The following is a 12,109-nucleotide window of genomic DNA, read 5'->3' as shown; positions in this document are numbered from 1 at the left end:
GAAGCCGCTCATCTGTTGCATTTATGCAACAGATGAGCGGCGCGGAATGACTCAGAGGAGGCCTTCGTCGCCGAGCCAGTCTTCGGCGCCTGGATGCAGGGGTGCATCAACAGCCCCGACGCCGCGTGCCATGCCCGCCGGTTCCAGGCTGTCGAATGCACGGTGCCAGTCGCTGAACTGTTCGGATTGCTCAAAGACCGAGCGCGTCACTTCGCGCACGATCCGCTGGGGTGTGTTCGTGGATGACAGCAGCAGGGAGCGCACGCCATAGGTGTTGATCTCGCCGGATTCGCCGCTGTACGTGCCGCCGGGAATGACGGTCGTTTCGTAATACGAGGCGGAACGCACGAGACGATTGATGGCGGGGCCTTCGAGCTGAACGATCGAACCACCGCAGGCAAGGGTCTCCTGGACGGAGTTGTTGGGATGGCCGGTCACGAATACGGCGACATCGATTTCTTCTTCGCAGAATGCATTCACCTGCGCCGTCATATCGAGGCGCTCCGCGCTGGCGAAGTCGTCCTCCGTCCAGCCGAGCGCATCCATCAGGGTCACCATGCTGACCGCTTCCCCGGAGGTCTCCGGTCCGATGTTCACCCGTTGCCCGCGCAGATCCTGGACGGTTTCGATATCGGCATCGGAGCTTGCGACCAGCGTCAGTGTCTCGGGATGCAGGGCGAAGACGGTCCGCAGGCCCCGGAATTCACCGATTTCGCCGAATGGTCCATTGCCGCGCCACGCCTGCTGGACCACATCCGATTGTGCAATGCCGAATTCACGTTCCCCCTGGCGCAGTGCGAGGATATTCTCGACGCCGCCGGGTGAGCTTTTGACGGTGCAGCGGATCTGGTGGTCGTTGCGTTGCGCGTTCACCAGTGAGCAGATGGCGCCGCCGGCCTGATAGGCCATGCCGCTGACATCGCCGGTACTGATGCTGATGAATGATCCGGCCGCATGCACCGAACCGCCCGCCGTCATCATCACGGCGGCCAACCCGGCCGTCAGCCAACTTCGTGTTTGCATTGCGGCCATGGAATCCTCCCGCAGACCTGGTTTTCGGTTATGTCGTTGTCGGCGCATTCTAACAGCATGTTGATCGGGGGCTGCCTGCCGCTTTTTGCGTTGTTCCTGATCGATCGGGGGCGGGCGACGTGTGGATCGCCATGCGCGTTGGCGTGCCCATGTCGGTTGATCGCGAGCAGGCTCGCTCCTACAGGAATTGTGCCACCGCGGTTCAAATTCACTTGTAGGAGCGAGCTTGCTCGCGATTGCCCCGCGGCACGTTTGCAGACGTCATGACCGACCCCGTCCGCAAGATCATCCATGTCGACATGGACGCGTTCTTTGCGTCCGTGGAGCAGCGTGACGACCCCTCGTTGCGCGGCGTGCCGCTCGCGGTCGGGGGGTCGCCCAACGGGCGGGGCGTCGTCGCGGCCGCGAGTTATGAGGCGCGAAAGTACGGTGTGCGCTCGGCGCTGCCGTCGGCCCGTGCGCTGCGCCTGTGTCCGGACCTGGTCTTCGTGCGGCCCCGCTTCGAGACCTATCGCGAGGTATCGCGCTCGATCCGCGCGATCTTCGCCGCCTACAGCGATCGGATCGAGCCGCTGTCGCTGGACGAGGCCTACCTGGATGTTACCGACAGCCCCTGCTGCGAGGGATCGGCGACACGCATGGCGGGCGAGATCCGCGAGCGTATCCGCACGGAGCTGGGGCTTACGGCGTCGGCCGGCGTCTCGTACAACAAGTTCCTGGCCAAACTCGCCTCGGACCAGGACAAGCCGGACGGGCTGTTCGTGATCCGCCCGGAGCAGGGCGAGGGCTTTGTGCAGTCGCTGCCGGTCAGCCGCATCCACGGGATCGGGCCGGCGACCACCGCGCGCATGAGCGCGCTCGGTATCGAGACCGGCGCGGACCTGCGGGCGTGGTCGCGTGAGGCGCTCGTGGAGCGTTTCGGCAAGGCGGGTGACCGCTATTACTGGCTGGCCCGGGGCATCGACGACCGTCCGGTGCAGAGCCGGCGGGTGCGCAAGTCGATCGGGCAGGAAAACACCTTCGCGACGGACATGACCGAGTTCGAACCGATGCAGGCCGAACTCGAGCGGCTGGCCGGGCGCGTCGCCGAACGGCTGGAAGCGCTCGAGGTGATCGCGCGGACGGTGACCGTGAAAGTCCGTTTCGCCGATTTCTCGATCGTGACGCGCAGCTGGACCGCACCGGGCGGACTGGCGACGCTCGAGGATCTGCGTCCGTTGCTCGGGCTGCTGCTGGAGCGTGCATTGCCCGAACATGCCGCCGTCCGGCTGCTGGGCGTCACCGTCTCCAACCTCGAACCGCGTGATGTGCACCAGCCGGCGCTTTGGGGGTGACCTGTGGTGCGTGTCGAATTTTCCGGGAATATGGGGATTTCCGGCGCCGGGGTTCCGATGCGTGGCTGCGAGCACATTCGCGAGCAAGCTCGCTCCGTAGGCGCGTTTTCGCCGACGGCGAACGCGCGCGCCAGCGGTACGGCGGATCCCTTGCTTCTACCGGTAACGGTGGTACGGCAGGATCGCGCGCTTCGGGTAGGCTGCGCGTCTTCGACCGGTGCGGTGGCTCCGGTCGAAGACGCGCCTACGGCATGCCTCCACCACTTCGACCGCATGGGGACGTAGTCGAGGCGGAAGTGCTTGTGCAAGTGCTACAGGTCGCACCAACCGTTTTCCGGGGTATGCGAGCGTAGGCCGGCTTCCCCGGCGCCAGGGGGAATGCCGGCATTGCGCGGTGGGATGCCAGGGACGTCGGGGATCGCCACGAGCCGCGCAAGGCCGGCCTACGTTTTCTTTGCGCGCCTTGGCGAGAACCCAAACAGCGTCGGATTCTGCCCCGGCGCGAGCGTCAGGTGATTACCCGTCTGGATCGAAGACGATGCTGACGCGGCGGTTGTGGCGGCTTTTCTTTTCGATCTTGGCGACGCGGACGCGGCCGATTTCGGCGGTGCGGGCGACGTGGGTGCCGCCGCAGGGCTGGAGGTCGATGTCGCCGATGCGGATGAGGCGGATGTCGCCTTCGCCGCGGGGCGGCTGGACGGAGAGCGTCTTGACGAGTTCCGGACGGACGTCGAGCTCGGCCTCGGCGATCCACTCGGCCGTGACGGGGTGATCGGCCGCGATCAGCGCGTTCAGGGATTCGGTGACGGTCTCGCGGTCGAGCGTGCTCTCGGGCAGGTCGAAGTCGAGCCGGCCCTTGTCGGCGCCCACGGAGCCGCCGGTGACGGGGGCGGGGATGGCGACCGAGAGCAGGTGCATGCAGGTATGCATGCGCATGTGCGCGTGGCGCCGGGACCAGTCGATCTCGCCGCTGATGCGGTCGCCCACCGCGGGGAGCGTTGCACCTTCGCTGATGTGATGCAGGACGGCGCCGGCATCGCCCTTGCGGGTGTCGGCGACCGTGAGCGTGCTGCCGTCGGCGAGCGTCAGGGTGCCGCTGTCGCCGGGCTGGCCGCCGCCATGCGGGTAGAACAGGGTGCGGTCGAGCACGACGGCGTTGTCATCGACGACCTCGACCGTTGCCTCGAATCGGGTCTCGTAGGGCGATTCGCGGAACAGCAGCGCCGTGGTCACGCCTGTTTCTCCGCCGCGATCCGCTCGGTGAGGAAGTTCGTGAGACCGTCCAGCGGGATGTTGTCCGGCTCGGCCGCGGCGCGCGGTTTGTATTCGGCGGTGCCGGCATCGAGGCCCTTGTCGGAGAGCACGATGCGGTGCGGGATGCCGATCAGGTCCATGTCGGCGAACTTCACGCCGGGGCGCGTCTCGCGATCGTCGAGCAGGACGCTGATACCGGCGGCCTGGAGTTCGCCGTACAGCGACTCGACGGCCTCGCGCAGCCGGTGCGACTTGTGCATGTTGATCGGCACGATGGCGAGCTCGAAGGGCGCGATGGCGGCCGGCCAGGTGATGCCGCGGTCGTCGTGGCCCTGCTCGATGGCGGCCGCGACCAGGCGGGTGACGCCGATGCCGTAACAGCCCATATAGAGCGTCACGGGTTTGCCGTCCTCGTCCAGCACCTCCGCGCCCATCGCCGCGGAGTATTTCTGCCCGAGCTGGAAGATATGCCCGACCTCGATGCCGCGCAGGATATCGAGGCGGCCGCCGTCGGGCGCGATGTCGCCCTCGACCACGTCGCGCAGATCGGCCGCCTCCGGTTCCGGGAGGTCGCGGCCCCAGTTGATGCCGGTCAGGTGTTTTTCGGCCTGGTTCGCGCCGCAGACGAAGTCGGCCAGCGGCAGGGCCGCGTGGTCGGCGATGACCGGGACGTCGAGCCCGACCGGGCCCAGCGAGCCGGCGCCGGTGCCGGCCACCTCGCGGATGCGCGCATCGCTCGCCATGGTCAGCGGATCGGCGACGGCGGCCAGCCCCTCGGCCTTGATCGCGTTCAACTGGTGGTCGCCGCGCAGGACCAGCGCGACGAGTCCGCCCTCGGCGCCCTCGACCAGCAGGGTCTTGAGGCAGCGCGCGAGCGGCACATCGAGCTGGCGCGCCAGGTCGTCCATCGTCTGCACGCCGGGCGTGTCGACCGTGGCCAACTCCGCGCCCGGGGCCGGGCGCGGTGTCGGGTCCGGCTGGGCGACGGCCAGTTCGACGTTGGCGGCGTATTCGCCGCTGTCCGAGTAGGCGATGGCGTCCTCGCCGCTGGAGGCGAGGACGTGGAATTCCATCGAGCGCGAGCCGCCGATGGCGCCCGAGTCGGCCTCGACCGCGCGGTATTCGAGCCCGAGGCGGTCGAAGATCCGGCGGTAGGCGTCGTACATGCGGTCGTAGCTCGCCTGCAGCCCCTCGGGCGACAGATCGAAGGAATACGCGTCCTTCATGACGAACTCGCGCGAGCGCATGACGCCGAAGCGCGGGCGGATCTCGTCGCGGAATTTGGTCTGGATCTGGTAGAAGTTCAGCGGCAGCTGGCGATAGCTCTTGAGTTCGCGCCGCGCGATGTCGGTGATTACTTCCTCGTGGGTCGGCCCGAAGCAGTTGTCGCGCTCGTGGCGGTCACGGATCCGCAGCAGTTCGGGGCCGTACTCGTCCCAGCGCTTCGATTCCTGCCACAGTTCCGCGGGCTGGACGGCCGGCAGCAGCAGTTCGAGTGCGCCGGCGTTGTCCATCTCCTCGCGCACGATGTTCTCGATGCGCCGATACACGCGCAGGCCCAGCGGCAGCCAGCTGTAGATGCCGGCGGTCAGGCGGCGGATCATGCCGGCGCGCATCATCAGCTGGTGGCTGACGATCTCGGCGTCGGCCGGGGTTTCCTTCAGCGTATTGAGGTAGAACTCGGAGACGCGCATCGGGCGGTCTGCTCCATGGCGGGGCGAGGGCGCCCGATTGTAAGGAACCAGCGGGCCGCGCGGGAAGCTCGGTGACTACGCGAGCGGCGCGTACGCCCTGGTCAGGCGTTGTCGGCTTCGTGCCGGCGGGTCATGCGCCACTCTGGCCATCCAGCCCCTTGCAGTGATCCCGCAGCTGCCCCTGGACGCGTTCCAGGCGCTGGGCCCGGCCCTCGTCGTCGAGGGTGGTCAGCGTGCCGTCCTCGGCCTTGACCCGGATCGGCCGGTCACCCTGCAGGATTTTCTCTCGGTCGCGCAGATCGTTGCAGAAGTCGGCGATCATTTCCTGTTCCGCATCGCCGTTTTCGTTGTCGGCGTTGCCGTCCTCGCCTTCGCCGTCGCCACCCTGCCTTTCGGCGGTATCCGTGGGCGGTGCGGCATCCGGCGTGATGACGGTCGGGGTCCCGGAGGGCGGCGGCTGTTGCGAGTAGTGCGTGACGCCGTCTTCATCGACCCATTTGTAGACCTCGGCCATGGCGACGGCCGGTATGAGCGACAGCAGGCTGGCGATGACCAGCAGGCGGGGACGGACGGGGCTCATGCACTTCTCCAGGGCAGCGCCGGCTACCGGATTATGCCACAGCCACGGGGATCCGGCGGAGGACGTGGACGACCAGTGCTATGATCCCCCGTGCGCGAACTGGACCGCCCCGATCATGCTCGACGTCATCCACGCCTGGTATCGGCGCAATTTCTCCGATCCACAGGCCGTCATCCTCGTTATTCTGCTCGTCGCCGGCTTTTCGGTGGTGCTGTTCGCCGGCGATATCCTTGCCCCGGTACTGGTCGCGTTGATCCTTGCCTACCTGCTGGAGGGCGTGGTCATGGCGCTCGAGCGCTGGCGGGTCCCGCGCCTCGCCGCGGTGAGTTTCGTGGTGCTCGGGTTCGTCTTCCTCGCCGTGGTCATACTGCTCGGCCTTGCGCCGCTGCTGTCGCGTCAGGTGGCCCAGTTGATCCGCGAGGTCCCCGGCATGGTCTCCCAGGGTCAACAGGCCCTGCTGCGCCTGCCCGAGATGTACCCGACCCTGTTCACCGAGCAGCAGGTGCGCGAGCTGATCGGCACACTGCATGCCGAGGTGGCCGATTTCGGGCGCGCGGTCCTGTCCGTGTCGCTGTCGCAGGCGGTGAGCATCTTCACGTTCATCATCTACGTGATCCTGGTCCCGCTGCTCGTGTTCTTTATGCTCAAGGACAAGGATCGGATGATCGCCTGGGCCACGGAGTTCCTGCCGCGGCGGCGTGAACTGTCGTTCCAGGTGTGGCAGGAGGTCGATGACAAGATCGGCAACTACATCCGCGGCAAGGTCGTGGAGATCGCGATCGTCTGGCTGGTGAGCTATGTCACGTTCGCGCTGATGGGGCTCAATTACAGCCTGCTGCTGTCGTTTGTGGTGGGGATTTCCGTGATTGTTCCCTACGTCGGGGCGATCTCGGCAACCATCCCGATCGCGCTGATCGGCTATTTCCAGTGGGGTTTCGCCGCCGAGTTCTGGTGGCTGTTGCTGGCGTATCAGATTATCCAGCTGCTGGACGGCAATGTGCTCGTGCCGGTGCTGTTCTCCGAGGTGGTCAATCTCCATCCCGTGGCGATTATCGTCGCGGTGCTGTTCTTCGGCGGGATCTGGGGCATTTGGGGCGTGTTCTTCGCCATCCCCCTGGCGACGCTCGTACAGGCGGTCCTCAACGCATGGCCGCGTGTGCAGCCGCCCCAGGAAGAGGCGGAAGCGGATAATGGGGCGTCTTCGTCCGCGTAGGCGCGTTTTCGTCGAAGGCGAACGCGCGCATCGATTGCACGGCCCGGGATATATCGCACGGCCGCGTGAGCACCGACTGCGGATGGGCTTGCGCGGCGTTGGAGCGCGAACGACGCGGTTCGCCGCGCGCCGGTGCGCGTATTGATCCGGTCGCCCGCCGCGGATGTGCAGGGTGCGCGAATCCGGATTCGGGGCTGGCTGCGCGCATTCGACCGGCGCTCGGCCGCGCCGGTCGAAGACGCGCCTACGATTCTGCCGCCTGCCGCCGATCTACAGGAAAATCAACGCCCCCATCCCGAGGAATGAGCCGAAGCCGACCACGTCGGTGATGGTGGTCAGGATGACGCCGCCGGCGAGGGCGGGGTCGATGCCCATGCGCTGGAGCAGCAGCGGGATCAGCACACCGAAGGCGGCGGCCATCGCGAGGTTGAGTACCAGCGCGATGCACAGGATCAGCGCCAGCGGCCCGTTGCCGAACCAGATCAGGGCCACCACCGCCAGCAGTGCCGCCCAGACCAGGCCATTGGCGGCCGCGACCGCCAGTTCCTTGAGCATCAACGGGCGCGTGTTGCGGCGGGTGATCTGCCCGAGGGCAAGGCCGCGGATGACGATGGTCAGGGTCTGGGTGCCGGCGATGCCGCCCATGCTGGCGACGATGGGCATGAGGATCGCCATCGCGACGACCTGCTGCAGCGTCGCCTCGAACTGGCCGATGACCCACGCGGCGAGGAACGCGGTCATGAGGTTGATGCCCAGCCAGACCGCGCGTCGGGTCGATGCCTGACGGATGGGCGCGAAGAGGTCTTCCTCGGCGTCCAGACCGGCGCGACGCATCATCGAATTCTCGGCATCTTCCCGGATTACGTCGACAACGTCGTCGATCGTGATGCGACCAAGGACGCGGCCCTCGGCATCCGCAACCGGGTGCGAGATGAGGTCGTGGTCCTCGAACTGGCGGGCGACATCGCCGGCCGGGGTTTCCGGGGCGATCGGCTCGACTTCACGGTCCATGACCTCCGATACGAGCAGGCTCGGATCGCTGGTGAGCAGCGTGTCGATGCCGAGGATCCCGCGGAAGCGGCCATAGCGGTCGACGACCACGAGCCGGTCGGTATGCGGTGGCAGTTCGCCGCGCGAGCGCAGATAGCGCAGTACCACCTCGAGCGTGACGTTGGCACGCACCATCACGCCATCGACGTTCATCAGACCGCCGGCGCTGTCCTCCGGCCACGCCAGCACCTCTTCCAGGCGGCGGCGGTTCTGCTTGTCCATGCCCGCGAGGACTTCGCGGACGACCGTCTCCGGCAGCGACTGGACGAAGTCGGCCATGTCGTCGATGTCGAGCTGCTCGGTGGCGGCCAGCACCTCGCCGGGTTCCATGTCGTCCACGAGCGTCTCGCGGACGTCTTCGCCGACTTCGAGCAGGACTTCGCCGTCGACGTCCGTCGGGACATGCGCCCAGAGTAGGGTCCGCTGCGGACGCGGCAGGGATTCGAGCAGGTCGGCGATTTCGGCCGGGTGCAGCGCGGAGAGCGTCTGTTCGACCTGGCGCGCGGTCCCGCCCTCCAGCAGTTCCTCGACGACCGACAGGCGTTCGGCATTGCGGTCGACGGGTGCGGTCTCGGCCATATCCTGCTCCGGCGTTACGGGCGGTCGTGCCGAGTGTACGGGAATGGGGAAGTGGGGCGTAACCGCGGAAGGATGGTAGGGCCAAGGGCCAAGGGCCAAGGGCGAAGGGCGAAGGGCGAAGGGCGAAGGGCGAAGGGCGAAGGGCTGCGGTGGGTGTGTGGGCCGGCCGTTGCCGGCGCCCGTCGCGTTGCAGTCGTGCACCGGCATTCACCGCCGGGGAATGCCGGCATTGCGCGGTGACGTGTCCCGGGCCGGTAGCCATTGCCGCGGAGCGCACAAAGCCGGCCTACGTTCCGATGAGTGGGATGATCCGTCGTAGGCGCGTTTTCGCCGAAGGCGAACGCGCGCATCGATTGCACGGCACGGGATCTATCGCACGGCCGCGTGAGCACCGACTGCGGATGGGCTTGCGCGGCGTTGGAGCGCGACCGACGCGGTTCGCCGCGCGCCGGTGCGCGTATGGATCCGGTCGTCCGCGGCGGCTGTGTCGGTGGCGGGAATCCGGTTCCGGGGCGCGCTGCGCGCATTCGAACGGCGCTCGGTCGCGCCGTCCGAAGACGCGCCTACGCGGCGGAAAACGCAGCAGGCGGAGGGCTTATTCGCCTTCGCCGAAGTAGTCTTCGACCAGGTCCACTAGCTGGCGCCGGGCTTCTTCTTCGTCCGGGCCTTCGATGTGCAGGGTGAGCGTGGTGCCCTGGCTGGCGGCAAGCATCATGACGCCCATGATGCTTTTGCCGTTGACCCGGCGGCCTTCCTTCTCGATATCGATCGCGCTCTCGAACGTCGAGGCGAGGCTGACGAGCTTGGCCGCGGCACGGGCGTGGAGTCCCAGTTTGTTGATGATGCGGACTTCAGCCGTCTGCATCGATCCGCCTCCCGGCTGCGGCTGTCATCAGGGTGGTTTCGTTTCCGGATGGCGTCCGGTTGAGCGTGTGCAGCGGCCGTCGAACCACGACCGTCATAACGGTGCCTGATCCGGTGGGCCGCACTCGATCACGCCGACATGGGCGCCATCGCCGGCGCGTTCGATCAACTGTGCCAGATCGCAGCGGGCGTATGTGAACACGCGCAACACCATCGGCAGGCTGATGCCGGAGAGTACGCGAACGTGGTGCTTCGGCGCCAGCCGTTGGGCGACATTGCAGGGTGTTGCGCCGATCAGATCCGTCAGGACCAGGACACCGTCGCCGTCATCGGCCTTGCCGACCGTATCCATTACCTCGCCCTCGAAACGTTCGACGTCATCGCCGGCGTTGAAGGAGCAGTGGTGCACGTCCATGGCCTGACTGCCGAGGATCGATTCCGCGGCGTCGACGATGGCCTTGCCGATCCCGTTGTGGGTGATGGTGACCAGCGCGACACTCATGGGTGTCGGGTGCGGCATCGTTGGGACGGCGCCGGCGGGATTCCGCCGTGCGGGGGTTTCTCGGTCACCCGGTGTGAGTGCATGACAGTGGGCCGACGGGACACATGCGTAACATAACCGAGTCCGGCGGCGAGGCCAAAGGCCGTGGCGTTCCCGAGCCGGTGCGCGTGCACGGTCACTGGCGGCTGATCCGGTCGCTGAGCTGGAGTTCGCGGTGGCGCACCGAGACCTGCTCGATGCGATCCCGGAAGTACGTCGCGAGCCGATGCGCGAGATAGACGGAACGGTGCTGGCCACCGGTACAGCCGAGGGAGACGGTCATGTAGGCGCGGTTTTCGGCCTGGAAGGCCGGCAGCCAGCGCTCGAGGAAGTCGCGGATCGATTCGAACATGCGTTCGACATCGGCGCTGGCTTCGAGGTACGCCGCCACCTCCTGGTCCGTGCCGGTCAGGGCCCGCAGGCGGGGTTCCCAGTGCGGGTTGGGCAGGCAGCGCACATCGAACACGAAATCCGAATCCAGTGGAACGCCGTTCTTGAAGCCGAACGACTGCAGCAGCAGGGACAGGCCGTGGGGGTCATCCGGCAGCAGCCGCTCGCGCAGCAGCGCGCGCAGGCCGTGCAGGTTGAGGTGCGTGGTGTCGATCAGCAGATCGGCCCGATCGCTGATGCCCGAGAGGAGCTCCTGTTCCCGGTCGATCGCCTCGACCAGCGGCATACCGTCGCGTGACAGCGGGTGCTTGCGCCGCGTCTCCGAGAACCGGCGCAGCAGCGTTTCGGAGGCGGTCTGCAGGAACACCACCTCCACGCTCAGACCGTCGCGGTCGCGCAGCCGGTCGAGCAGTTCCGGGAACGCGCGCAGGTCGGTGGCATCGCTGCGGGCGTCGATCCCGACCGCGACGCGTTCGTGGATGGCCATGTTGCCCGTGAGCAGCTGCTCCACCAGCGGGCTGATCAGGCCGGTCGGCAGATTGTCGATGCAGTAGAAGCCCTCGTCCTCGAGCGTGTTCAGCGCCACGCTCTTGCCGGAACCGGACAGCCCGCTGACCACGATCAGTCGCATTCGCCGTCTCCTTCCATCGCCCGCTGCTGGCGTGCCATCAGGTCGGTGGTGGCGTTGTAGCCGCGCTGCGCCAGCAGGAAGTTGCGGACCGCGGCCTCGGTCAGGACCGCGAGGTTGCGCCCCGGCGCCACCGGGAGCGTCATCGTGTCGATCTCCACGCCGAGGATCTCTGTCGTGGACAGATTGCCATTGAGGCGGTCGAGCTGCTCGCGCAGCGCGCTCGTAAGCGGCTCCAGATGGATGATGAGCTGCAGCCGCTTGCGCTGGCGGATCGCGGCGTCGCCATACATCCGGCGGATATTGAGTACGCCGAGGCCGCCGACCTCCAGGAAGTCCTGAAGGATGTCCGGGGCGCTCCCTTCGATCGCGTCGGGCAGTGGCCGCCACAGTTCCGGCGCATCGTCGGCGACGAGGCTGTGGCCGCGTGACACCAGCTCCAGCGCCATCTCGCTCTTGCCGGCACCGCTCGCGCCCGACACCAGTACACCGACACCAAGCACGTCCATGAATACACCGTGCTGCACGGTTCTTGCCACGAGATCATGGCTGAAGCTGCGGCGCAGGGTGCGGATGACAAGCTCGGAGCCGGCGGTCGCGCTCAGCAGTGGAATGCCGGCTGCGCGGGCCCGGTCGACGAGCGGCTCAGGCGGTGAGAGGCCGTCAGTCACGATGACGCCACAGAGCCGATCCCCGAACAGGCGATCGAGTAGATCGGCGCGGCCGGCCTCGTCCTGCGCCTTCCAGAAATCCAGCTCGGTCTGGCCGAGGATCTGGATCCGGTTCGCCTGGATCAGATTGAGGTGTCCGACCAGCGTGGGTGGGTCCGCGGCGGCGTTGGCCGCGGGCAGGACCGGGGCCTGGCCGCGATCGAGGACCACCGCCTGCAGGCCCAGCTCGTCGGTCAGCCGGTCGCAGAAGTTCGCCAGTGTCGGACCCCGGTCCATGCG

11 protein-coding genes are annotated in these 12,109 nt (G+C 67.1%); 2 read left to right on the top strand and 9 right to left on the bottom strand.

Annotated features, from left to right (window positions below; translation table 11 throughout):
- Positions 1-51: 51 nt before the first annotated feature.
- Positions 52-1,032, bottom strand: coding sequence for a TAXI family TRAP transporter solute-binding subunit (locus tag A0W70_RS14505; RefSeq protein ID WP_070989745.1), 981 nt, complete (start codon positions 1,030-1,032; stop codon positions 52-54).
- Between the two features lie 263 nt (positions 1,033-1,295).
- Between A0W70_RS14505 and dinB the strand changes: the two genes are divergently transcribed.
- Complete coding sequence (dinB, locus tag A0W70_RS14500; RefSeq protein WP_067563685.1) at positions 1,296-2,366, top strand: DNA polymerase IV; 1,071 nt, start codon at positions 1,296-1,298, stop codon at positions 2,364-2,366.
- Between the two features lie 516 nt (positions 2,367-2,882).
- Here the strand turns inward: dinB and A0W70_RS14495 are convergent.
- The 3 genes from A0W70_RS14495 to A0W70_RS14485 form a co-directional block, all read right to left on the bottom strand.
- The gene (locus tag A0W70_RS14495; protein ID WP_067563681.1) at positions 2,883-3,599 is read right to left on the bottom strand and encodes an alanyl-tRNA editing protein; all 717 of its coding nucleotides are present in this window, start codon (positions 3,597-3,599) and stop codon (positions 2,883-2,885) included.
- Positions 3,596-5,314: a proline--tRNA ligase gene (locus A0W70_RS14490; protein ID WP_067563677.1), complete on the bottom strand. Its 1,719-nt coding sequence runs from the start codon at positions 5,312-5,314 to the stop codon at positions 3,596-3,598. The genes A0W70_RS14495 and A0W70_RS14490 overlap by 4 nt, the downstream gene beginning before the upstream one ends.
- 130 nt (positions 5,315-5,444) lie before the next feature.
- Positions 5,445-5,894 (bottom strand): DUF4124 domain-containing protein, encoded by a 450-nt coding sequence (locus A0W70_RS14485; RefSeq protein ID WP_067563672.1) that lies wholly within the window; start codon positions 5,892-5,894, stop codon positions 5,445-5,447.
- A gap of 115 nt (positions 5,895-6,009) precedes the next feature.
- Between A0W70_RS14485 and A0W70_RS14480 the strand changes: the two genes are divergently transcribed.
- Positions 6,010-7,107 carry an AI-2E family transporter gene (locus tag A0W70_RS14480; protein ID WP_067563784.1) on the top strand — a complete coding sequence of 366 codons (1,098 nt, stop codon included), beginning with the start codon at positions 6,010-6,012 and terminating at the stop codon, positions 7,105-7,107.
- Between the two features lie 270 nt (positions 7,108-7,377).
- On the opposite strand, the gene mgtE is transcribed toward A0W70_RS14480, so the two are convergent.
- The 5 genes from mgtE to hprK all read right to left on the bottom strand — a co-directional run bounded on the left by mgtE (position 7,378) and on the right by hprK (position 12,106).
- On the bottom strand, positions 7,378-8,736 hold the full coding sequence (gene mgtE, locus A0W70_RS14475) for a magnesium transporter (protein WP_067563669.1): 1,359 nt from the start codon (positions 8,734-8,736) through the stop codon (positions 7,378-7,380).
- Between the two features lie 595 nt (positions 8,737-9,331).
- Positions 9,332-9,601, bottom strand: coding sequence for an HPr family phosphocarrier protein (locus A0W70_RS14470; protein ID WP_067563666.1), 270 nt, complete (start codon positions 9,599-9,601; stop codon positions 9,332-9,334).
- A 93-nt stretch (positions 9,602-9,694) separates the two neighbouring features.
- The gene (locus A0W70_RS14465) at positions 9,695-10,120 is read right to left on the bottom strand and encodes a PTS sugar transporter subunit IIA (protein WP_083331040.1); all 426 of its coding nucleotides are present in this window, start codon (positions 10,118-10,120) and stop codon (positions 9,695-9,697) included.
- Between the two features lie 157 nt (positions 10,121-10,277).
- The gene (gene rapZ, locus A0W70_RS14460; RefSeq protein WP_067563660.1) at positions 10,278-11,162 is read right to left on the bottom strand and encodes an RNase adapter RapZ; all 885 of its coding nucleotides are present in this window, start codon (positions 11,160-11,162) and stop codon (positions 10,278-10,280) included.
- Positions 11,153-12,106 (bottom strand): HPr(Ser) kinase/phosphatase, encoded by a 954-nt coding sequence (hprK, locus tag A0W70_RS14455; protein ID WP_067563657.1) that lies wholly within the window; start codon positions 12,104-12,106, stop codon positions 11,153-11,155. Before hprK ends, rapZ begins: the two co-directional genes overlap by 10 nt.
- Positions 12,107-12,109: the final 3 nt, after the last annotated feature.

The sequence above is a fragment of the Halofilum ochraceum genome (assembly GCF_001614315.2).
In the GTDB taxonomy this organism is placed as follows: domain Bacteria; phylum Pseudomonadota; class Gammaproteobacteria; order XJ16; family Halofilaceae; genus Halofilum; species Halofilum ochraceum.
This window is presented reverse-complemented; position numbering and strand designations above follow the sequence as displayed.